Here is a 22,421-nt window from a genome sequence, read left to right on the forward strand (position 1 = left end):
TGCGCCAAGGTTGACGTTCGGATAGAAGCCGGCTCGCGCGACGTCGATGCGCTTGGCCGCTGCCTCCACGCGCAGGCGCGCAATCACGACGTCCGGGCGGCGGCCAAGCAAGCCGAGCGCAAGGTTGGCGGGCATGTCGGCAGGCTGGGTCAGATCGACGGCCGGACGCTCGATACGCAAACCGCGGTCGGGACCGGCACCCATCAGCGCGGCGATCTCGTTGCGCTCGAGTGCAATCGATTCGTCGAGCGCGAGCAGGTCGGCCTGCGCGCTTTGCTGCTTCGACTCGGCCTGCTTGACGCCGGACTGCGTTTCCAGTCCGTTCGCGAAACGCTCCCTGAACAGCTGGGCGGATTGCGTGCGCACCTGGAGTGCCGCTTGCGCGCTGTCGCGCTCGACGAAGAGGCGCGCGAGGTCCGCATACGCCGCGGCGATCGACGCCGACAACACCATGCGGGCCTGCGCCGCATCGGCGCGCGCCGCTTCCAGTTCCGATGTGGCGGCGGCTAGCGAAGCCCGATTCTTGCCCCAGAAGTCGATTTCGTAGCTGAAATTGAGTTCGGCGCTGCCGTAGGGGCGCCATCCGTGCGGGACGAAAGCGGAGGGTGTGCCGTTGTTGTAGCTCTGCTTCTGCTTTTCGACAGAGCCTTGCGCACTCACTTCAGGCAGCAGCGCCGCGCCTGCCACTTGCGCCGACGCCTCGGCGTTGTGCAGCCGTGCCTGGGCGGCCGCCAGCGTCGGCTCATCCTTGAGCGCTTCCCCGACCAGCGCGTTCAACTGCGGATCGTGATAACCGAGCCACCACTGATCGGTGGGCCATGCGGACGCGGTGCCGGCCTGGTAACCGGCCTGCCTGCCCGCGCCCGCACCGAGACTTTGTGCCGTCTCATAGCTGCTGATGTCCTTGGTGACCGGCTTTTGCGGCATGTCAGGCAGTTGCGCGCAGGCGCTCGCCACCATGGCGAATGCGAACGCGACGGCCAGCTTCACCGGTTTCGCCCGACTTCGAATGTCCGTGCTCTCTTGCATGATCCCCTGCTCCGTTGATCGCGTTTTCAATACTGAACAGTCTAGTTATAAGAATAGTTGCTGTCAACAAAAATAAACTGTACGGTTCAGGTATGGTAAAATCACAATGTTGGCAGTCGAAGGCCGGCTACGGGCGTGCCGCCGCCGGTCCTGTCGTTGTTCGGTCGAACAGACCGGAGGAGCGCATTGAAAATGAGGGTTAAGACAGAAGAAAAGCGGCAGGCGATCATTGACGCCGCGTTCCAGGTGTTCAGCGAAGTGGGCTTCGAACGGGCATCAATGTCCGAGATCGCGGCGCGCGCAGGCGGATCAAAAGCCACGCTGTACAGCTATTACGAGTCTAAGGAAGTGATGTTCGCGGACGTCATGATGGCTGCCGCGGAGGAAGCAAAAGTGGCGGCGGCGCTACTCAAGACTTCGCTGCCGATTCGCGAGACGCTGACGAGCTTCGGTAAACACTATCTCGCCGCGACGGTCAAGCCGCCGATACTGGCAGTGCGCCGTCTGGCACATCATGAAGGCGGCCGATCGACCGTCGGCGCTCTGTTTTATGACCGCGGCCCGAAGCCCGCCTGGCAACTGGTGACTGACTTCCTGCAGCAAGCGATTGACACCGGGCAACTGCGCAGCTGTAACGCAGCCGTCGCGACCGCGCATCTGCGCGGTCTGTATGAAGCGGAGCTGCTGGAGCTGTGCCTGGTTGGCGCGCCGGCAGATACCAGTTCCCGCAACATCGCCAAAGTCGTTCAGCGAGCGGTCGACGTGTTCCTGGCCGCATACGGGCCGACGGGCAGAGGTGACGCTGCATAGCCAGGCGCCAGGACGGCTCGCGGACTTTGGAGACGGGAAGCGAACCGCATTGTGTCGCGAGGTGGACGGGGCAGCCTATGCAGTGTCGGCGAGATCCGCCGTTTGCAACACCTGATATGGTTCAGCCTACTCCTGAGCCAACCGTTGCGACGAATTGGCCAGTGGACGACTGGACGGCTACTTCGGGACATGCCCGGATGGCACGGCACGCCGATGGCGGCCTGCGCGATTGCCGACGTCGTGCTCATGGCCTTCGGCCGCTATATGGTGAGACCTGCCGTTCGTTCGATCAACCGGTGAATGGCCGAGAAGGGTCGAAAGTGTGGATTCGATTTCCGTGAGACCGGTCATTCGCGATCGTCGACTTGCGACTGTCAGAAAAGCGACTCGTAGCCGCCTTACCAACGCTGATACTCAAATGTCGGCAAAGGCCTACAGTTGTCCCCGAGAATCCGGCTTGAACGTCCGGAGCACTCGGTTTTCGAGTCGGTCAGCATGCGTCAGCGCGACTGGCCGTAGATGGTCGGAATACGGCCCAATTAGATTTGAAGCGGAGTCTCGACATGACACATATGCAAAAGACACAACGGCCAGCCAAGAGCACGTGAATGACCCAGTACCCACGCCCGGTGGTATTTTTGGTGGTATCCGTACCGGCAAAATTCCACGAACCCGCTCCAGCAAAGCGATAGCCGGAATTTTTCCATTCCGGCCCTGGCACCAAGCATTCGATTGACCGCTTTGCCGTATTTCCTCGAACCCCGCCAGCGCTTGCTGCCTGCGGGGTTTGTCGTTTCTGGCTGGCTGAACTGGTCTGCCTGAGCCCGCAGCCTGAAGAGACCGCAACAAACCAGAACGACCCGACACAGCGTGAGCGCAAAACCCGCCGCCCACGCCGCCTCAAAAAGCCTTACTGCCCCGCCACTTGCGCACCACCCTGCGCGTACGCGCGCCGACGCTTGAACACGTAGCCGCCCCACATCACCACCAGCCACACCGGCACGAGCCACACCGACACCGACAGTCCCGGCGTCATCGCCAGAATCACGAGGATCAGCGCCATGAACGCGAGGCAGATCCAGTTGCTGACCGGAAACCAGAACGACTTGAACACCAGCGTCCCGCCCGCCGCGACCATCGCCTTGCGCGACTTCAGATGCGTCAGGCTGATCAGCGCCCAGTTCAACACCAAAGCCGCGACCACCAGCGCCATCAGCAGGCCGAGCGCTTCGGCCGGAATCAGGTAGTTGATGATCACGCAGGTGAACGTCGCGAGCGCCGACAAGCCGATCGCCATATACGGCACGCCGCGCCGGTCGACCTTCATCAGCGCGCGCGGCGCGTTGCCCTGCTCCGCGAGACCGTAGAGCATGCGGCTATTCGCATACACGCCGCTGTTGTACACCGACAGCGCCGCCGTCAGCACCACCACGTTGAGAACGTTCGCGGTCAGCGTCGAGCCGATCTGCGAGAAGATCATCACGAACGGGCTGCCGCCGGCGGCCACCTCGTTCCACGGGTACAACGACAGCAGCACCGCCAGCGAGCAGATGTAGAAAATCAGAATCCGGTAGATCACCTGATTCACGGCCTTCGGAATACTCTTCTGCGGATCGGCGGCCTCAGCCGCCGTAATGCCGATCAGCTCAAGCCCGCCGAACGAAAACATGATCACCGCGAGCATCATGAACAGCCCTTGAAAACCGTGCGGGAAAAAGCCGCCATGACTCCACAGGTTGGTGATCGACGCCTGCGGGCCGCCATGGCCGCTGATCAGCAGATAGCCGCCGAACAGGATCATGCCGATCACCGCCACGACCTTGATGATCGCGAACCAGAACTCGGTTTCGCCGTACGCCTTGACGTTGGCGAGATTGATCGCGTTGATGCCGGCGAAGCACACCAGCGCCGACACCCATGTGGGCACGCCCGGCCACCAGTAATGCACGTAGGTGCCGACCGCGGTCAGCTCGGCCATGCTCACGAGCACGTACAGCACCCAGTAGTTCCAGCCGGACAGAAAGCCGGGAAAGTCGCCCCAGTACTTGTACGCGAAGTGGCTGAACGAACCGGCGACCGGTTCCTGCGCGACCATTTCGCCCAGCTGCCGCATGATCATGAAGGCGATGACGCCGCCGATCGCGTAGCCGAGAATCATCGACGGGCCGGCTGCCTGCAACACGCTGGCGGAGCCGAGAAACAGGCCGGTGCCGATCGCGCCGCCCAGCGCGATCAACTGGATGTGGCGATTCTTTAGCCCGCGCTTCAGGCCGTCTTGTTGCTGTGCACTGTTCAAATTGCGCCCCAGTGTATGGATATCGATCACCCAGTCGGACTTATGATCCGGCCCGGCAAAACCGCAAATTCTACCCCGGCCGATATAACCTAAATACTGGGAGCAACCCGCGTTGGTTCTACGCCGCACTTAACGGCGCGGATAGTGATTGTCACTCGCGCGGCGCTTCGGTATGTTGCCGTAGTCGAGGTCTCAGCCTGCGGAGATTCAACATGTCGCCCAAACGTTTGCTTTGCGCCGCTGCTTTGTATCTCTGCTTCGCCGGGGTAGCCGCCTTCGCGCAAACGGCGGCCCCCACGATGGAACCAGCCGACCAGCCCGGCACGGAAGCCAGCGCGCCCGAAATGCCCGCCCCGGCGCCGATAGCGCCCATGACACCCGCGGCGCCGGCCGCCGCGCCCGCCAAAGCCGCCCCCCAAACAGCTTCGGCCCCCGAGCCCCCCGCCCCGCCCATGACGGGCCCGGTGCGCAACGTCGTGCTGGTTCACGGCGCCTTCGTCGATGGGTCGAGCTGGAACGGTGTTGTCGCGAAATTGCAGCAGAAGGGCTATCACGTGAGTTCGGTGCAGAACCCGCTCACGTCGCTCGCCGACGATGTCGCCGCGACCCGCCGCGTGCTCGCGCGCCAGGAGGGTCCGACCATGCTGGTGGGGCACTCGTGGGGCGGCGTGGTGATCACCGAAGTGGCCGCGAACGCGCCGAACGTCGCGGGCCTCGTGTACGTCGCCGCGATCGCGCCGGAGCTGCGCGAGTCGGCGATGGACCTGCTGAAGCGCGCCCCGCCGATGCCCGCGGGCCAAGCCATGAGCACCGACCCGAGCGGCTTCCTCTGGCTCGACCGCGGCCGCTACCACGCCGACTTCGCCGCGGACGTGCCCGAGAACGTGACGCGCGTGCTCTCCGCCGCGCAAGTGCCGATCGCCGCGAAGGCCTTCAGCGAAACGGTCAGCCAGGTCGGCTGGAAGGACAAGCCGTCGTGGTACGTGCTGACCACGAAAGACCGGGCGGTGTCGCCGGAAGTCCAGAAATTCATGGCCGACCGGATGGGCGCGAAAGTCGTGCCGGTGGCGTCGAGCCACCTCGCACCGGTATCGCATGCGGGCGCGATCGCCGACGTGATCGACCGCGCGGCGCGTGAGTTGAGCCGCCAGCAATAACCTCGCGTGGGCGGATGCGCGAACCTCATCGCGCATCCGCACGCTCCACCTGCGCGCGCATCAATCCACCTCAGACCTCAGCGCAGATTCGTGGTCGCCAGTTCGACGACCTCGTCACCTCGCCCGTTCAGCACCGCCTTCAACATATACAGACTGAAGCCCTTCGCCTGGGCCCACTGAATCTTCGGCGGCAACGCGAGTTCATGCTTCGCGGTCACCACGTCGATCACCGCCGGCCCCGGATGCGCGAACGCCTCGCGCAACGCCGGTTCGATGTTCTCCGACTGTTCGATACGGACACCGTAGATTCCCGCGCCGCGCGCAATCGCCGCGAAGTCGGTTGCGGCGAGATCGGTGCCGGCTTCCAGATAGCCACCCGCCTTCATCTCCATCGCGACGAAGCCGAGCGTGCTGTTGTTGAACACCACGACCTTGATCGGCAGATCGAGTTGACGTGCGCTGAGCAGATCGCCGAGCAGCATCGACAGACCGCCGTCGCCCGACAGCGAAATCACCTGGCGGCCCGGCTGCGCCGCTTGCGCGCCGAGCGCCTGCGGCATGGCATTCGCCATCGAGCCGTGATTGAACGAACCGTGCAGGCTGCGCCGGCCGTTCATCGTCAGATAGCGCGCGGCCCACAGCGTCGGCGTGCCGACGTCGGCACAGAACACCGCGTCTTCGTTGGCGACTTGATCGACAATGCTCGTCAGGTATTGCGGATGAATCGCGCGCCCCGGATCGGATGGCCGCGCAAGATCGTCGAGGCCCTTGCGCGTGTCCGCGTAGTGCTTGCGCGCGTTGTCGAGGAAGCGCCGGTCGGTCTTGCGTTTGAGCTTCGGCAACAGCGCCTGCAAGGTCGCCTTGACGTCGCCGACGAGACCCAGCTTCACCGGCGCGCGTTTGCCGAGCGCGGAGCCGCGCCGGTCGATCTGCACCACGTTGCCGTGCGTCGGATAGAAGTTGCGATACGGAAAGTCAGTGCCGAGCATCACGAGGGTGTCGCACGACATCATCGCGTGATAGCCGGAGCTGAAGCCGATCAGCCCGGTCATGCCGACGTCGAACGGGTTGTCCCACTCGACGTATTGCTTGCCGCGCAGCGCATGCACGGTCGGCGCGCCGAGCTGGTCGGCGCAGGCGACCACTTCGTCGTGCGCGCCCGCGCAGCCGCTGCCGCATAGCAGCGTCACGCCGCCCGCCTGATTCAGCAGATCGGCGAGCCGGTCAAGATCGGCCTCGGACGGCACCACCGTCGAGCGCTCCAGCGTGCCGGCCCATGCCGGCGTTTCCTCGGGCGCTTCGCCGAGCGCGACATCGCCCGGCAATACGATCACCGCGACGCCGCGCTCCTCGATCGCGGTGCGCATCGCGCGCGCCAGCACGCGCGGAAACTGCGACGGATTCGTCACCAGCTCGACGAAGTGGCTGCACTCCTTGAACAACTCTTGCGGATGGGTTTCCTGAAAGTAGCCGAGGCCGATTTCCGAGGACGGAATGTGCGCGGCGATCGCGAGCACAGGCTGATGATTGCGATGACAGTCGTACAGGCCGTTGATCAGATGCAGATTGCCCGGACCGCAACTGCCCGCGCAGACGGCGAGCTTGCCGGTGGCGGCGGCATCGGCGCCGGCGGCGAAGGCGGCCACTTCTTCGTGACGCGTGTGCATCCAGCGAATCGAGCCGAGCCGTTGCAAGCTATCCGACAAGCCGTTCAGGCTGTCGCCCGTCACGCCCCAAATCCGTTCGACGTCCGCTGCCGCCAGTGTTTTGGCCAGATAATCCGCAATAGTCTGCTTACCCATGATGTACCCCGCTCAGTGAGAAAGACGGTGCCTCTGGAATGCCAGAGAGTACCTCTTTCGCACAAAACGTGTCATCACAGGCTGCCTTCTTTGGGCGAGCCGTAAGCGCAGTGAAATGGCTACGTCGGCAAGACCACGCAGCCACCACCCGGCTACAGTTAACGCAGCATGAACGACATCGCCGACAGACAGTTCAGCATCCGCACCGCATGTTCCGCCGATGCCGCGCTAAAGCGCAACGTCACGGCGTCGACGCGCGTGAGCGCCGGCCATTGGCAGAACAGGTCGGCAAGCGCGCTGGTTTGCACGCGCAGCTCGCAGTCGACGGGCTTCGCTGCGGCGCGCGTCGCGTGCTGCGCATAACCATCGGCGGCGTGCTGCTGGAGCACTTCACGCGCGGCGCTTCTGATCGCTTCGCGCGCGCTGGCCGGGGACTGCGTAACACCGCTCGCGTGCCCGGTCGCGCGCTTCGTGACGACAAAACGCGCGTGCGGAAAACGCGGCGCGGCTTCTTCCGCGAATACGTCGTCGCCGGATAAAAGCGCGACACGTGCGCCATATTCTTCGGCGAGCGCGCCGTACACGGCTGCTTCGCCGACTTCGACGCCGTTCAGCATGACACGCGCGAATGCAAAGCTGTTGATCGTGTGCGCGAGGATGCCGCGCGTTTGCGACATCGCGTGATAGCCGATCATGAAGACCAGCGCCGGGCCGTATTCGAGCCCGGCCATCATGCCGAGCGTGCGCGGTTTGCCGAGCACGACCTGGGCGCGCGCATCGAGCAGATCGGGCAGCAGGTTGCGAAAGCCGCCGTGCGAGTCATTGACCCACACCTGAGTGGCACCGCCGGCAAACGCGCCTTCGATCGCGGCGTTGGCTTCGAGCGTCATCCAGCGGCGTGCTGTTTCGTATTCGCCGTTGCCCGCGCGCGTTTGCTCAGGATGAAACACGCCGGCGACGCCTTCGATATCGGCGGAAATGAGGACTTTCATCAGGGTGTGAGCTTCAGTAGTTGCGCGAGATCGGGAACGCTGTCGTGCAGCGAGAGACGCCGATGGCCGTCGCGGCCCGTCACGGATACGGCGCTCCACAATGCGTCGACGATCGCCTGCTCGACGCTGTCCGCACACGCGCGAAACAGCGGGTCCAGACGCGCATCGGCGACGAGCGGCGGCAGTGTGATGAAGTCGGCATCGTGCGGCACCGCATGAGCCGTCGAAAACGCCAGCGCGATATCGCCGCTGCCGTGGCCGTACACCGAGCCGGTTCGTGCCAGACCGGCTGCCGCTCGCAATGAGAGACGCTTGAGCTGGCGCGCGTCGAGCGGCGCGTCGGTGGCGACGATCATGATGATCGAGCCTTGCTCGGGTTTCGCGGCGGTAGCGGCAGCCGCTGCCGCAAGTTGGGCCGCGCGTTCCGCCAGCACGCGGCCGAGCGGCGTGCCGTCGAGCGTCAGCATCGGCAGGCGGCCGAAGTTCGCCAGCACGAGCGCGCCGACGGTATAGTCGCGGCCCGCTACGCCGGCCACGCGCGACGCGTTACCGATGCCGCCCTTCAGATCGAAGCACGACATGCCCCGCCCCGCGCCGACCGAGCCGCTCGCGACCTGCGTGCTCGCGTTGTCGAACGCGTCGTTGAAATGCTGTTCGGTGACGGCCAGCGCCTGGATGTCGTTCAGGTAGCCGTCATTGCATTCGAACACCAGCGGATTGACGGTCGACCACTCGCGCCCGATCTGCGGATTCGCGCGGATGGCCGCACGAATCTGCGCTTGCGCGAGCGCGGCGACGCCGAACGTATTGGTCAGAGCGATCGGCGTTTCCAGCGTGCCGAGTTCCTCGACCTGCACGAGCCCGATGCTTTTGCCGAACCCGTTGATCACCGACACCGCCGCCGGCACCTTGTCGACGAACGGATCGCCACGATGCGGACGAATCACCGTCACGCCGGTTTGCAGCGCGTCTTGATCGAGCGTGCAATGTCCGACGGTCACGCCCGCGACGTCCGCAATCGTACCTAGCGGACCGCCCGGCAATGTGCCGATATGCGGCGGTGCGGGCCGCGTTGAATTGCCCGCGGCGCTCATGGCCGGTCGAGCTTCGGATCGAGCGCGTCGCGCAAGCCGTCGCCAAGCAGGTTGAACGCCAGCACCGTCAGGAAGATCGCGAGACTCGGAAACAGCGCGATATGCGGCGCGGTGACCATGTCGGCGCGCGCTTCGTTGAGCATCGCGCCCCACTCGGGGGTCGGCGGTTGCGCGCCGAGGCCGAGAAACGACAGGCTCGCCGCGGTGATGATCGACGTGCCGATACGCATCGTGAAGTACACCACCACCGACGAGATCGTCCCCGGCAAGATGTGACGCACGATGATGGTCCAGTCCGACGCGCCGATGCTGCGCGCCGCTTCGATATACGTGAGTTGCTTGAGCATCAGCGTATTGCCGCGTACCAGCCGCGCGAACGCGGGGATGCTGAAGATCGCCACCGCGCAGATCACGTTGATCATGCCGTTGCCGAGAATCGCCACCACGCCGATCGCCAGCAGAATGCCGGGGAACGCGAACAGCACGTCGGCGACGCGCATCGTGATGCGATCCCACCAGCCTTCGTAGTAACCGGCCAGCAGTCCGAAGAATGTGCCGATCAGCGCGCCGATCGCCACGGACAGAAAGCCCGCTTCGAGCGAGATACGCGAACCCGCGAGAATGCGACTGAAAATATCACGGCCCAGCGAATCGACGCCGAACCAGTGCGCCGCGGACGGCCCCGCATTCAGCGCATCGTAGTCGAAGAAATTCTCCGGGTCGTACGGCACGATATGCGGCGCAGCGATCGCAACCGCAATCAGCAGCAGCACGAAAATGCCGGCGGCGAGTGCCACGTGCTGCTTACGGAATTTGCGCCAGAACTCGCTCCATGGTGTGCGGATCGCGCGTTCGGCGGGAGCGGCGTTGGCCGCGGTCGGCTCGGTGGCGGTCGTGCTCATGCGGGCCTCACTTGAAACGGATGGTCGGGTTGATCACGGCGTACAACACGTCCACGACCAGGTTGATGATGATGAATTCGAGCGAGAACAACAGCACCAGGCCCTGAATCACCGGATAATCGCGCATCGACACGGCGTCCACCAGCAGGCGTCCGAGGCCAGGCCAGTTGAACACCACTTCGACCACGATCGAGCCGCCCAGCAGAAAGCCGAATTGCAGACCCATCATCGTGATGACGGGAATCAGCGCGTTGCGCAGACAGTGTTTGGCGATCACGAGCCGCTCGGGCACGCCCTTGGCGCGCGCGGTCCGCACGAAATCCTCGTGCATCACTTCGACGAACGACGCCCGCGTGAAGCGCGCCATCACCGCCGCGACGGCGGCGCCGAGCGTCAGCGACGGCAGCGCGTAGCTCTGCCACGAGCCGTCGCCGACGATCGGCAGCCAGCCGAGCTTCACCGAGAAAATCTCCATCAGGACCATGCCGAGCGCGAACGCGGGAAACGAAATGCCCGACACCGCCAGCGTCATGCCGAGCCGGTCGGGCCAGCGGTTGCGCCACACCGCCGAGACGATGCCGAGCGCCATGCCGATCACGACCGCCCAGACCATGCTGGCTACCGTCAGCAGCAGTGTCGGCATGAAGCGTTCGGCGATTTCCTGGCTCACTGGCCGCTTGCTGCGCGTCGAGATGCCGAAGTCGCCGTGCGCGACCCGCCAGAAGAAATGGACGAACTGCTGCGGTATCGGCCGGTCGAGTCCGAGATCGGTGCGCACCAGCGCGACCGTCGCCTCGTCCGCCTCGGGACCGGCGGCGAGCCGCGCCGGATCGCCCGGCAGCAGATGCACGAACAGAAACACCAGCACGGCGACGAAGAAGAGCGTCGGCAGCAGGCCAAAGAGACGTTTGACGAGAAAGTTCAGCATGGAACCCAATCCGGCAATGATGCGGGTAACGAAGAATCTGGTGCGGCGCGAGCGCCTCGATGGCGGCGATCCGCGCCTGCGTATTCATCGAATCCGCAGGCCGGACCTTCAGCGCGCTACTTGACCGCGATCTCGTCGAAATTGAACGAGCCGTCCGGCGCCACATAAGCACCCGACAGACGTTTGCTGCGCGCGTACACGACCTTCTCCTTGACGAGGAAGATCCACGGCGCGTCGGCCCAGATGCGTTTTTGCGCGTCGGTGTAGAGCACGGCCTTCTGCGTGCGGTCGGTAGTTTCGAGCGCCTGCTTCAGATCGCTGTCGACGGCGTCGTTCTTGTAGTACGCCGTATTCATCATCTTCGGCGGGAACGACACGGATGCGAGCAGCGGTGTGACCGCCCAGTCGGACTCACCCGTCGACGACGACCAGCCCGCGTAGTACATCCGCACCGGCGCGGTAACCGGGTCTTGCGCGCTTTCCACCTTCGCGACGCGCTGGCCCGCTTCGAGCGCTTCGACCTGCGCCTTGATGCCGACTTGCGCCAGTTGCTGCTGCACGAACTGGATCACCTTCTGCGCGGTCGAATAGTTATACGCGGACCACAGCGTGGTTTCGAAACCGTTCGGATAGCCCGCTTCCTTCAGCAACGCGCGCGCCTTGGCCGGGTCGTACGGCCATGGCCCGAGCTTCGTCGCGTAGTCGACGCCTTGCGGCACCACGCCATCGGCCGGGGTCGCGTAGCCGGCGAACACGACCTTGGTCAGCGCTTCCTTGTTGATCGCGTAGTTCAGCGCTTCACGCACCTTCGGGTTGTCGAACGGCTTCTGGTTCACGTTCAGGCTGATATAGCGCTGGATGATCGACGGCGACGCGATCAGATCGACCTTCGGGCTCGACTGCAATTGCGCGGCCTGTTCGAACGGCACCTGGAACGCGAAGTCCGCTTCGCCGGTACGCATCAGCGCGGCGCGCGTGTTGTTGTCGACCACCGGCTTCCAGTCGATCGCGTCGATCTTCGGGTAGCCCTTCTTCCAGTAGCCGGCGAATTTCTTCACCATCAGGTCGCCGGCCGGATCCCACTTGACCAGTTCGAACGGCCCCGTGCCGACCGGATGGAACGCGATGTCCTTGCGGTACTTCTTCATCGCGTCCGGCGAGATCATCACCGCCGACGGATGTGCCAGCACGTTGACGAACGCCGAGAACGGCGCCTTCAGTGTGATCTTCACCGTGTACGGATCGACCACTTCGGTCTTCTCGATGCGGCTGAACATGTTGTAGCGCTTCAGCTTGTTCGCCGGATCGGTGACGCGGTCGAAGTTCGCCTTGACCGCGGCGGCGTTGAAGTCGGTGCCGTCCTGGAACTTCACGCCGTGGCGCAGCTTGAATGTATAGACTTTCGCATCCGGGCTCGCTTCGTAGCTGTCGGCCAGCACGTTGACCAGCTTCATGTCCTTGTCGAAACCGAACAGCCCTTGATAGAACGACTTCGCGACGGCTTGCGACAGCGTGTCGTTGGCATCGTACGGATCGAGCGTCGTGAAGGTCGACGCGACGGCCATCACAGCCGTGGTGTCGGCGTGCGCCGCATTGCCCGCGAGCATCGCGAACACCACCGCGCCGCCGCTGACCAGCGCGCGCAAACGAAACGGAGAAGACGGGACTAGCAGGTTCATGAGGTTGGCTCCAGGCTGCGAAATGAAACAGGTTGAGGTTGCGAGAGGAATCGTTTTGCTGGGGTTGTTGCTACAGGTCTGTGCTGCGGTTCTCTACTTGAGGTGTTGCTTCGGGTCTTACTTCAATAAGCGCCGCCGACACGATGCTGCGCGACGAAATGGTCCGGTCCCACCGCCACCAGCGGCGCCACGATCGGTTCGTCGTCCAGCGCGCGGATCGGGCTCGGAATGTCGTCGGCGGCGAGCATGCGTTTGGCGTGACGGCGCGCCGGATCGGCGACCGGCACCGCGCCCATCAGCTTTCTCGTGTACGGATGCTGCGGCGCTTCGAACACCGCGCGGCGCGGACCGATCTCGACGATCTGGCCGAGATACATCACGGCGACGCGATGACTGACGCGCTCGACCACGGCCATGTCGTGCGAAATGAACAGGTACGCGACGCCGAGTTCGCGTTGCAGATCGAGCATCAGATTGACGATCTGCGCCTGCACCGAGACGTCGAGCGCGGACACGGATTCGTCGGCGATCACGACTTTCGGATTCAACGCCAGCGCGCGCGCAATCGCGATCCGCTGCCGTTGGCCGCCGGAGAACTCGTGCGGATAGCGGCGCGCGGCTTCGGCGGGCAAGCCGACTTTTTCGAGCAGCCATGCCACCCGCGCCTGCGCTTCGGCGCCCTGCGCGACGCCGTGCACGAGCAGCGGCTCCATGATCGAGAAGCCGACCGTCAAACGCGGATTCAGCGACGCGAACGGGTCCTGGAAAATGAACTGGATGTCGCGCCGCAGCGCCTGCAACGCGGGCCCGGTCAGCGAACTGATTTCCTTGCCGGCGAATTCGATCGAGCCGCTTTGACTTTCGACGAGGCGCAGCAGCGAGCGGCCGGTGGTCGACTTGCCGCAACCCGATTCGCCGACCAGCGCCAGCGTTTCGCCGGGGCGCAAATCGAAGCTGACTTTTTCGACTGCGTGCACGCGGCCCGTCACGCGGCCGAACATGCCGCTCCTGACCGGAAAGCGCGTGATCAGATCACGCACGCGCAGAATCGGCGGCGTGCTTTGCGGCACCACCGGCTGCGCTTCTTTGGCGCCCGCTGCGGCAGGCCGCACGGCTTCGTCGGTGCTGCTCAGGCTCGCCTGTTCGACGGTGAGGATCGGAAACCGCGCCGGTTTATCGGTGCCCTGCATCGCGCCCAGACGCGGCACCGCCGCGAGCAACGCCTTCGTATAAGCATGCGACGGCGCGGCGAACAGCGCGTCCGACGCGCCCTCCTCGACCTTCTCGCCGCGATACATCACCAGCACGCGATCGGCCACTTCGGCGACCACGCCCATATCGTGCGTGATGAAGATCACGCCCATATTCATTTCGTCCTGCAAGCCGCGGATCAGTTGCAGGATCTGCGCCTGGATCGTCACGTCGAGCGCGGTGGTCGGCTCGTCGGCGATCAGCAGCGCGGGCTTGCACGACAGCGCCATCGCGATCATCACGCGCTGGCGCATGCCGCCCGACAGTTGATGCGGAAAGCGCGCCGCCACGCGCCGTGCCTCAGGAATCCGAACGAGTTCGAGCAGGCGCAGGGTTTCGGCATGGGCGGCCTGGCGGCTCTTGCCATGGTGCAGCGCGATCGCTTCGCTGATCTGATCGCCGACCGTGAAGACCGGATTGAGCGAGGTCATCGGCTCCTGGAAGATCATCGCGATGTCGGCGCCGCGAATCGAACGCATCGTGCCGGGCGACGCTTGCGCGAGGTCGAGCACGCTGCCGTCGCGGCGCCGGAAGGCGATGCTGCCGCCGGCCAGGCGCCCACCGCCGTGCTCGATCAGCCGCATCAACGCGAGCGAGGTCACCGATTTGCCCGAACCGGATTCGCCGACGATCGCCAGCGTCTCGCCGCGCTCGACCGTCAGCGACAGATTGCGCACTGCGTTGAAGGTCGAGTCGCCGCGGCGGAACGCGACCGACAGATCGTCGACCGCGAGCACGCGTCGCGGCGGCAAGGTTTCGATAAGCGGGCGGGCGGTGTGCGATGAAGTCGGCACGATGGTTCCTTTGAATTCGAACGCGGCTAACGTGGGTTCAGGCGAAAGTTCAAGCGGGAGTTCAGGCGCTGAGCGAGGCGCTAGCCACGCAAAACGCCCTAGCGGTAGATCGCCGTCACCGGCGTTTCGCCGAGCCGCGCGAAACCGCGATACATGCCTTCGGTATTGAACGGCAGCGTGAGGTTGCCGCGCGCATCGACGGCGATCAAACCGCCGCGGCCGTCGATCTTCGGCAGGCGGTTCATCACGACGTCGTGCGCCGCCTCCTGCAACGAGACGTTGCGATAGGCCATCTGCGCAGCAACGTCGTAGGCCGCGACCATGCGCATGAACATTTCGCCGGAGCCGGTGGTCGAGACCGCGCAGGTCGCGTCGTCCGCATAGCAGCCCGCGCCGATCAACGGCGTGTCGCCGACCCGGCCGACCTGCTTGTTGGTGACGCCGCCGGTCGAGCTAGCCGCCGCCACGTGGCCGTGCCGGTCGAGCGCGACCGCGCCGACGGTGCCGAACTTGCGGTTCGGATCGATCGGCTCGTGCGGCGTGGGTTCGTCGTGTGCATCATGTGCATCGGCGCCGTGGTTCGACGACGAAGCGGCCGCGAGCGTCGCGCCGTCGTGATCGAGCATCGCGCGCTGCTGACCGCGCGCGATCAGCCATTGACGATGACGTGCTTCGGTATCGAAATAGGCAGGCTCGACGAATTCGAGCCCTTGCGCGGCCGCGAACGCCTCAGCGCCTGCGCCGGTGAACAGCACATGCTCGCTGCGTTCGAGCACGCTGCGCGCGGCCAGAATCGGATTGCGCACGCGCTTCACGCAGCAGATCGCGCCGGCTTCGAGCGTGCTGCCGTCCATGATGGCCGCGTCGAGTTCGTGGGTGCCGGCTGCCGTGTACACCGCGCCGCGTCCCGCGTTGAAGAGCGGGCAGTCTTCGAGCAGACGCACGGCTTCGCTGACGGCGTCGAGTGCGCTGCCGCCGTCGGCGAGCACGCGCTGGCCGGCGCTCAATACCGCATGCAGGGCAGCGTGGTATTCGGTCTCGGCGCTGGCCGACATCGACGCGCGCAGGATCGTCCCTGCCCCGCCATGAATGGCAATGACTGCGTTGGAGTTCATCGTTTGGTTTTGGGAGTGCGGGTGGATCGGGTAGCTCGGGTCGTGGCGCGCGCGGCTTCGCCCGCTGCATCGGCCGACCCGGCGTGCGGATCGGTGAGCCAGGGCAGTACGAATTCGCTGACGTCGGCGGCCGCCTTCACGGAGCGTTTGGTGCGATACGCGAGCGCGTCGCACAGCGCTTCGATCACCGCGAGCACAGCCGAATCGGCATTCGCGGCGAGGCGCCGGTCGGCGCGGATAAAGAGCGAGAGGTCGGCGAATTGCGCGAGCGGCGAACGCGGACTGTCGGTCAGCGCCAGCACGCGAGCGCCCCGGCTTGCCGCGCGGCGCGCGAGTTCGATCGTGTCTTCGACATAGCGCGGAAACGCGATACCGATGACCAGATCGCCTTCATTCGAAGCAAACAGACGGCGCGCCGCATGCGACGGTCCGCCGATCAGCGCGAGCGACTGCACGTTGTCGTGATACGGCATCAGGCCGTGTTCCATCAGGCCCGCGAGAAAGGCGCTCGCGCCGTAGCCGAGCACGAACACGCGGCGCGCGGCGATGATCGCTTCGACGGCGGCATCGGCGGCGGCGCGGTCGATGGCCGTGCGGGTCGCGTGCAGATTGTTGGCGGCCTGCTCCAGCGACGCGTCGATCAGAGCGTCGCCGGCCGCGAGCGACTCCTGCGCGCTACGCAAGCGCTCGACCGGTGCGAGCGTCGCCTCGAAGCCGCGCACGAGCGCCTCGCGAAACTGCGGATAGCCGTCGAAACCGAGCGCGCGGGCAAAGCGATTCGCCGTGGCCACCGACGCGCCGACCACGTTCGCCAGTTCGTCGATCCGCATGGTCGCCGCGCGAAACAGATTGGCCAGCACGTAGTCGCCCATGCGCCGGTGAATCGGCGTCAGGGTCGGCATCGCCGCGGCGATACGCGCGGCAATGGCCTGCTCGGCGGGACTGGAAGCAACGGGCTGATGATGGATCATGCGAACGTATAGACGCGGCGGTTGTAGTTGGAATGCGTGAAAGTATATTTACATGGAAATCTTCCAGAAAAAAATTCATTTTCATTTTCGAGGGTTTTCACGGATGAGCGATGGGCTGAAAAGGCGGCTCATCCGTGTCGGGCCGCTGCGTGATGAAAATGCGTTTTCACTTCAGCAGGCCGCGGCGCTTTGCTCGGGAATACGCGCAAGCCGCGCCGCCGGCGACATGAAGATGAGCGCCGAGACGCGGCCTATCATCCGTTCGGGAGTGATCGCCTGGCGCAGCGTGGTCGAGCCGACCACCCACAGAATCGGTCCGGCGCCGAGCAGGAAGAAGCTCGCCGTCGCGAGCCAGAACAATGGCGCGGCGAGCGTCGCCACCATCACGAGCGACGCAAGCAGACCGCACGACGGCCCGATGATCAGCACGCGGCCGAAGGCGAGCCGTCGCGCGATGGCGGGCGCGGCCAGATTCGACCACGCGAGCCGCTGGAAAGCGGCGGGCAAACGGATCGCGGATGATGATGAAGACGTGGCGTGCATCGATGAACACCTGCGGCTGGACTTGGGGAGACCATCGTGGTCCGTCCGGCGCCGCCGGGCGCTCCGCTTCTTGCGGTGTTATTCTTCGCTCGCCATGAATCTCGAAAGCATCCTCTTCACTCAAGGTTTCGGCTCGCGCCGTCAATGCCGAGCGCTGATCGCCGACGCACGCGTGAGCATCGGCGACGTTGTCTGCACCGACGCCGACGCCGATTTCCCGACCCACGACACCACCTTCCACTTCAGCGTGGACGGGGTTGTCTGGCCGTTTCGCGAGCACGCGTATCTGCTGCTGAACAAGCCCGCCGGCTACGAGTGTTCGCGCGACCCGCAACATCATCTGAGCGTGTTCAGCCTGCTGCCGCCGCAATTCGCCGAGCGCGGCGTGCAATGCGTGGGCCGCCTCGACCAGGACACGACCGGCCTGCTGCTGCTCTCCGACGACGGCAAGTTCGTGCACCTGTTCACGTCGCCGAAACGCAAAGTGCCGAAGCTGTATGTCGCGACCACGCGTCATCCGCTCGACGACGTGCAATTGAGCGCGCTGCGCGACGGCGTGTTGCTGCACGGCGAGACAAAACCGATCGCCGCGGTCGACGCCCAGGCGCGCGACACTCACACGCTCGCGCTCACCGTGATGGAAGGCAAGTATCACCAGGTCAAGCGGATGATCGCGGCAGTTGGCAATCGTTGTGAAGCGCTGCATCGCGAACGGATCGGCGGACTTTCGTTGCCCGCCACGCTCGTGCCAGGCGCGTGGCAATGGCTCGACGCAACCGACCTCGGTTCTTTACGGAGCGGGTAAACCGGTAGCGTCCGTTCAAGGCCTTGATGCAGCAGGAAAAGCCCGCGGAATGGCGAATGGGCTGGTGCGGAACGCGCGCAGAACCGCTGCATCGCAGCATGCTCTTCGTTACAGGTCGCCCTATACTCGTTTAAACAAAAGACGACAAAGGTTTCAAGGAGGCGCGCCATGCATATCGGCGACACCATCGCGATCTCGCAGGTGATGATTGCCTTCACATGTCTCGGACTGCTGCTGGTCGGCGGACTGCTGGTCATCATGCGGCTGCGGCACAAATATCATCCGAACCTGATCGGCGCTTTGATTGGCGGGATGCTGTGTTTCCTGCTGCTGGAAATGCTGCCGTCGCTGACCTGATGCAACGAGGCCGCGCGCGGCGCCGACGCATTGAAGCGGCACAACGCGCGATGCAATCTTGCCGGGCGATGCCTGGCGCGGTGAGTTTTTTTGTCGTGCTTTTTGTCGTGCTTTTACCTGGCTTCTGGCCGGCTTGCCGCCTTGCTTTCAGACCGCGCTCACGCCCTCACACCTTCACTCTTTCACTTCACCTAGAAAATCCGCCACGCTCGGATACCGCAAACGCACGCGCAATTCTTCCTTCAGACGCCGGTTCACGAGCCGTCTCGATTCACGCATGAAAGACAGCAGGCTCGGATCGATCCGCTGCTCGGCTTGCGCACGCGTGATGCGCGGCGCGCGCGCCACGCCGAAAGCATCGGCCACCGCGTCGAAGTACTCCGCCATCTTCAGCGACGAGTCGTCGGACGCGTGGATCACGCGCGCCGGCTTGCCGTGCGTCGCGAGGCGCACGAGAATCGCGGCCAGGTCGTCCGCATGAATGTGACTGGTGTAGACGTCGTCGGCATCGATCAGGGCCGGCGTGCCCTTTTCGAGCCGCGCGAGCGGCAGACGGTTGCGCGCATAGATACCCGGAATCCGCGCGATGCTGGCAACGACGCTCCCGCGAGCGCTCGCGCGCCGCAATTGCCGCTCGGCCGACACGCGGCGTTTCGCGCGTGCATTGGCCGGCCGCGTCGCGCGCGTTTCGTCGATCCACGCGCCGCCGCAATCGCCGTAGACACCCGTCGTGCTCGCGTAGACCAGACGCACGGGCGCACGCGAACCGGCGGTCCGGCGCACCCCGTCGGGTACAATATCGGCTGTTTCAGATTGCGCCCACGAGACACGAACCGGGCGTAACCCGCGGCGCAAGCGCCCTACCAGCGATACGGCGGGCGCCACCGCACCACGCAGCGCGCCATCGCGGCGCGTGCTCAGCGTAGCGAGCAACGCACGGGTACGGCGGTCGTCGTCACCGGTTTTTTGCGGCGGGGCGAGATGCAGCACCGTCGGCGCGAGGCCCGCGAGCCGTTTCAGGCTGCGGCGCACATCGAGGTCGCCGACCAGCGGGGTCACGCCCGCGGCGCGCAACTCGGCGCTGCGTTCGGCGTGACTGGTCAGCGCGAAGACATGCGCGCGCGGCCGCAACAGCGGCACGCAGCGCATGCCGACATCGCCGCATCCTACGATTAACACGCGCGGCCGGCGGAAGTTTCGTGTCACTTTCATGATGGACGCATTGTAGCCGTCAAGCGCGGCAGGTACCGCGCGGTTGATCCGGCGGGTCCGATAACGATTCCCGACTTTTCGATTTCGAACACTTTATGGCATTTAACGTCACGCTCCGGCAAAGCGGCCGGCAGTTTCAGGTAGAACAGGACGAACCGGTGCTGAGCGCCGCCTTGCGCCAGGGCATCGGCCTGCCGTACGGTTGCAAGAACGGCGCTTGCGGTTCGTGCAAAGGCGCCGTGGTGAGCGGCGAGATCGAACAGCGCGCGCATTCGTCGTCGGCCTTGTCGAACGACGAAAAGACGCGTGGCATGGCGCTCCTGTGCTGCGCGACCGCCTGCTCCGATCTCGAAGTGGACATCCGCGAAGTGGCCGGTGTCGGCGACGTGCAGATCAAGAAGCTGCCGTGTCGCGTGAACGCGATCGAGCGCAAGGCCGACGACGTCATCGTCGTGAAGCTGCAACTGCCCGCCAACGAGCGTCTGCAATATCTGGCCGGCCAGTACCTCGAATTCATTCTGAAAGACGGCAAGCGCCGCAGCTATTCGATGGCGAGCGCGCCGCATACGGAAGGCCCGGTCGAACTGCATATCCGTCACATGCCCGGTGGCGCGTTCACCGATCACGTGTTCAACACGATGAAAGAACGCGACATCCTCCGCTTCGAAGCACCGCTCGGCACGTTCTTCCTGCGCGAAGATTCGGACAAGCCGATCGTGCTGCTCGCGTCGGGCACCGGCTTCGCGCCGTTGAAGGCGATCGTCGAGCACGCTGTGTTCAAGAACCTGGAACGGCCCATGACGCTGTACTGGGGCGCCCGCCGCAAGAAGGATCTGTACCTGCTCGAACTGGCCGAACAATGGGCGCGCGAGATTCCGAACTTCAAGTTCGTGCCGGTGCTGTCGGAGCCGGACGCGAGCGACGCGTGGACCGGCCGGGTCGGCTTCGTGCATCGCGCGGTGATCGAAGACCTGCCCGATCTGTCGGCGTACCAGGTGTATGCGTGCGGCGCGCCGGTGATGGTCGAGTCGGCACAGCGCGATTTCACCCAGCATCATGGCCTGCCGGAAGACGAGTTCTATGCGGACTCCTTCACGAGCGAAGCGGATCTGGCGAACGCGGTTTGATCGAATGCACGGCCTCGCCGACACGTCGACGACGCCGTGCGCGCGCAACGTGTCAGCATGAAGGCGGACGCGCAAAAATCCGTCTTCATGCCCATCGGTGCAAATTCATGCAAATTCGTGGTTTACACCGGCACTTTCCTTGTCGTATTCTTTCGCGCATGAACCGCATCCAGTCCGAACTTCGACGTCGCCGCTCGCCGCTCCCTTAGGGACGCCGCTGGCTTCGTCACGGATTCGCGCCGTACAAGGGCGCAAGCTGTTCGAATCATGAAAGCCACGGCGTGCCGTGGCTTTTCTGTTTTTCCGGCCGCCGTTTCATAGTTGGCCAACTCGTCATTTCACCTTCACCCCGTTGCCTGGAGCCCGCCGTCATGAATTTCAATGAGTACCCTATCGAGTCGCTGATGTACATCACGAACCGGCCCGAAATCGTTTTCACGCACGGCAAGGGCTCATGGCTCTATGACAATAACGGCAAGCGCTATCTGGACTTCATCCAGGGGTGGGCGGTCAACAGTCTCGGCCATTGCAACGACGGCATGATCGAAGCGCTGAACACGCAGGCGAAGCTGCTGCTCAATCCGTCGCCGGCGTTCTATAACGAACCGATGGCGCGACTCGCCGGTTTGCTCACGCAACACAGCTGCTTCGACAAGGTGTTCTTCGCGAACAGCGGCGCCGAAGCCAACGAAGGCGCGATCAAGCTCGCGCGCAAGTGGGGCAAGAAGTTCAAGGACGGCGCGTTCGAAATCATCACGTTCGATCACAGCTTCCACGGCCGCACGCTCGCGACCATGTCGGCCAGCGGCAAGCCGGGCTGGGACACGATCTACGCACCGCAAGTGCCGGGCTTCCCGAAGGCGGATCTGAACGACATCGCGTCGGTGGAAAAGCTCATCAATGCGAAGACGGTCGCCGTGATGCTCGAACCGATTCAGGGCGAAGGCGGCGTGATTCCCGCCACGCGCGAATTCATGCAGCAACTGCGCGCGCTGACCAAAAAGCACAACCTGCTGCTGATCGTCGACGAAGTGCAAAGCGGCTGCGGCCGTGCGGGCACGCTGTTCGCGTATGAGCTGTCGGACATCGAGCCGGACATCATGACGCTCGGCAAGGGCATCGGCGGCGGCGTGCCGCTCGCGGCGCTGCTGGCGAAAGCGGACGTCGCGGTGTTCGAAGCCGGCGATCAGGGCGGCACCTACAACGGCAATCCGCTGATGACCGCGGTCGGCTACTCGGTGATTTCGCAACTGACGGCGCCGGGCTTCCTCGAAGGCGTGCGGGCACGCGGCGATTATTTGCGCGCGAAGCTGCTGGAGTTGTCGGAGGAACGCGGCTTCAAGGGCGAACGCGGCGAGGGCCTGCTGCGCGCGTTGCTGCTCGGCAAGGACATCGGCAACCAGATCGTCGAGAAGGCGCGCGACATGCAGCCCGACGGCCTGCTGCTGAACGCGGCGCGTCCGAACCTGCTGCGCTTCATGCCGGCGCTGAACGTGACGAACGAAGAGATCGACCAGATGATGGCGATGCTGCGTTCGATTCTCGACACGCTGTAAC

19 protein-coding genes and 1 pseudogene are annotated in these 22,421 nt (G+C 64.5%); 7 read left to right on the forward strand and 13 right to left on the reverse strand.

Annotated features, from left to right (window positions below; translation table 11 throughout):
* Nucleotides 1–1,029 (reverse strand): efflux transporter outer membrane subunit (locus tag HV744_RS25160; RefSeq protein WP_175152091.1); only part of this gene is annotated, 1,029 nt, incomplete at its 3' end.
* A gap of 192 nt (nucleotides 1,030–1,221) precedes the next feature.
* Between HV744_RS25160 and HV744_RS25165 the strand changes: the two genes are divergently transcribed.
* Nucleotides 1,222–1,839 (forward strand): TetR/AcrR family transcriptional regulator, encoded by a 618-nt coding sequence (locus HV744_RS25165; RefSeq protein ID WP_175152178.1) that lies wholly within the window; start codon nucleotides 1,222–1,224, stop codon nucleotides 1,837–1,839.
* Nucleotides 1,840–2,749: 910 nt separating this feature from the next.
* On the opposite strand, the gene HV744_RS25170 is transcribed toward HV744_RS25165, so the two are convergent.
* Complete coding sequence (locus HV744_RS25170) at nucleotides 2,750–4,135, reverse strand: amino acid permease (protein WP_175152092.1); 1,386 nt, start codon at nucleotides 4,133–4,135, stop codon at nucleotides 2,750–2,752.
* Nucleotides 4,136–4,347: 212 nt separating this feature from the next.
* Here HV744_RS25170 and HV744_RS25175 point away from each other — a divergent pair, with 212 nt between their 5' ends.
* Nucleotides 4,348–5,292, forward strand: coding sequence for an alpha/beta fold hydrolase (locus HV744_RS25175; RefSeq protein ID WP_175152093.1), 945 nt, complete (start codon nucleotides 4,348–4,350; stop codon nucleotides 5,290–5,292).
* 77 nt (nucleotides 5,293–5,369) lie between these two features.
* Here the strand turns inward: HV744_RS25175 and poxB are convergent, their stop codons facing one another.
* The 5 genes from poxB to gsiC all read right to left on the reverse strand — a co-directional run bounded on the left by poxB (nucleotide 5,370) and on the right by gsiC (nucleotide 11,010).
* Nucleotides 5,370–7,094 carry a ubiquinone-dependent pyruvate dehydrogenase gene (poxB, locus tag HV744_RS25180; RefSeq protein WP_175152094.1) on the reverse strand — a complete coding sequence of 575 codons (1,725 nt, stop codon included), beginning with the start codon at nucleotides 7,092–7,094 and terminating at the stop codon, nucleotides 5,370–5,372.
* A gap of 158 nt (nucleotides 7,095–7,252) precedes the next feature.
* On the reverse strand, nucleotides 7,253–8,086 hold the full coding sequence (locus HV744_RS25185) for a M55 family metallopeptidase (RefSeq protein WP_175152095.1): 834 nt from the start codon (nucleotides 8,084–8,086) through the stop codon (nucleotides 7,253–7,255).
* On the reverse strand, nucleotides 8,086–9,180 hold the full coding sequence (locus HV744_RS25190; RefSeq protein ID WP_175152096.1) for a DmpA family aminopeptidase: 1,095 nt from the start codon (nucleotides 9,178–9,180) through the stop codon (nucleotides 8,086–8,088). The genes HV744_RS25185 and HV744_RS25190 overlap by 1 nt, the downstream gene beginning before the upstream one ends.
* On the reverse strand, nucleotides 9,177–10,082 hold the full coding sequence (gsiD, locus tag HV744_RS25195) for a glutathione ABC transporter permease GsiD (RefSeq protein ID WP_175152097.1): 906 nt from the start codon (nucleotides 10,080–10,082) through the stop codon (nucleotides 9,177–9,179). The genes HV744_RS25190 and gsiD overlap by 4 nt, the downstream gene beginning before the upstream one ends.
* 7 nt (nucleotides 10,083–10,089) lie before the next feature.
* A complete protein-coding gene (gene gsiC, locus HV744_RS25200; protein WP_175152098.1) occupies nucleotides 10,090–11,010 on the reverse strand; it encodes a glutathione ABC transporter permease GsiC in 921 nt (306 codons plus the stop codon).
* Between gsiC and HV744_RS38055 the strand changes: the two genes are divergently transcribed.
* Nucleotides 11,009–11,134 carry a hypothetical protein gene (locus HV744_RS38055; protein ID WP_281363670.1) on the forward strand — a complete coding sequence of 42 codons (126 nt, stop codon included), beginning with the start codon at nucleotides 11,009–11,011 and terminating at the stop codon, nucleotides 11,132–11,134. The two genes, gsiC and HV744_RS38055, sit on opposite strands and share 2 nt — an antisense overlap.
* On the opposite strand, the gene gsiB is transcribed toward HV744_RS38055, so the two are convergent.
* The 5 genes and pseudogenes from gsiB to HV744_RS25225 all read right to left on the reverse strand — a co-directional run.
* Nucleotides 11,127–12,689, reverse strand: coding sequence for a glutathione ABC transporter substrate-binding protein GsiB (gsiB, locus tag HV744_RS25205; RefSeq protein WP_175152099.1), 1,563 nt, complete (start codon nucleotides 12,687–12,689; stop codon nucleotides 11,127–11,129). The genes HV744_RS38055 and gsiB overlap by 8 nt on opposite strands.
* 122 nt (nucleotides 12,690–12,811) lie before the next feature.
* Nucleotides 12,812–14,734, reverse strand: a complete 1,923-nt coding sequence (locus tag HV744_RS25210) for a dipeptide ABC transporter ATP-binding protein (RefSeq protein ID WP_175152100.1) — start codon at nucleotides 14,732–14,734, stop codon at nucleotides 12,812–12,814.
* Nucleotides 14,735–14,832: 98 nt separating this feature from the next.
* Nucleotides 14,833–15,849: an isoaspartyl peptidase/L-asparaginase family protein gene (locus HV744_RS25215; protein WP_175152101.1), complete on the reverse strand. Its 1,017-nt coding sequence runs from the start codon at nucleotides 15,847–15,849 to the stop codon at nucleotides 14,833–14,835.
* Entirely contained in the window at nucleotides 15,846–16,820 is a 975-nt protein-coding gene (locus HV744_RS25220; protein WP_175152102.1) for a MurR/RpiR family transcriptional regulator, read from the reverse strand. The genes HV744_RS25215 and HV744_RS25220 overlap by 4 nt, the downstream gene beginning before the upstream one ends.
* Nucleotides 16,821–16,991: 171 nt before the next feature.
* Nucleotides 16,992–17,351 (reverse strand): annotated as a pseudogene (locus HV744_RS25225) (MFS transporter); the annotation flags it as partial.
* A 106-nt stretch (nucleotides 17,352–17,457) separates the two neighbouring features.
* On the opposite strand from HV744_RS25225, the gene HV744_RS25230 reads away from it, so the two are divergent.
* Nucleotides 17,458–18,168, forward strand: coding sequence for a pseudouridine synthase (locus HV744_RS25230; RefSeq protein ID WP_175152103.1), 711 nt, complete (start codon nucleotides 17,458–17,460; stop codon nucleotides 18,166–18,168).
* Nucleotides 18,169–18,336: 168 nt separating this feature from the next.
* The gene (locus HV744_RS25235) at nucleotides 18,337–18,525 is read left to right on the forward strand and encodes a hypothetical protein (protein ID WP_175152104.1); all 189 of its coding nucleotides are present in this window, start codon (nucleotides 18,337–18,339) and stop codon (nucleotides 18,523–18,525) included.
* A gap of 174 nt (nucleotides 18,526–18,699) precedes the next feature.
* Here HV744_RS25235 and HV744_RS25240 read toward each other — a convergent pair whose 3' ends face one another.
* Complete coding sequence (locus HV744_RS25240; protein WP_175152105.1) at nucleotides 18,700–19,737, reverse strand: NAD-dependent epimerase/dehydratase family protein; 1,038 nt, start codon at nucleotides 19,735–19,737, stop codon at nucleotides 18,700–18,702.
* A gap of 95 nt (nucleotides 19,738–19,832) precedes the next feature.
* On the opposite strand from HV744_RS25240, the gene HV744_RS25245 reads away from it, so the two are divergent.
* Together HV744_RS25245 and HV744_RS25250 are read left to right on the forward strand one after the other, a co-directional pair.
* Complete coding sequence (locus HV744_RS25245) at nucleotides 19,833–20,864, forward strand: CDP-6-deoxy-delta-3,4-glucoseen reductase (protein ID WP_175152106.1); 1,032 nt, start codon at nucleotides 19,833–19,835, stop codon at nucleotides 20,862–20,864.
* A gap of 371 nt (nucleotides 20,865–21,235) precedes the next feature.
* Nucleotides 21,236–22,420, forward strand: a complete 1,185-nt coding sequence (locus HV744_RS25250) for an acetylornithine transaminase (RefSeq protein ID WP_175152107.1) — start codon at nucleotides 21,236–21,238, stop codon at nucleotides 22,418–22,420.
* Nucleotide 22,421: the final 1 nt, after the last annotated feature.

This window comes from Paraburkholderia ultramafica (genome assembly GCF_902859915.1).
Classification (GTDB): Bacteria; Pseudomonadota; Gammaproteobacteria; order Burkholderiales; family Burkholderiaceae; genus Paraburkholderia; species Paraburkholderia ultramafica.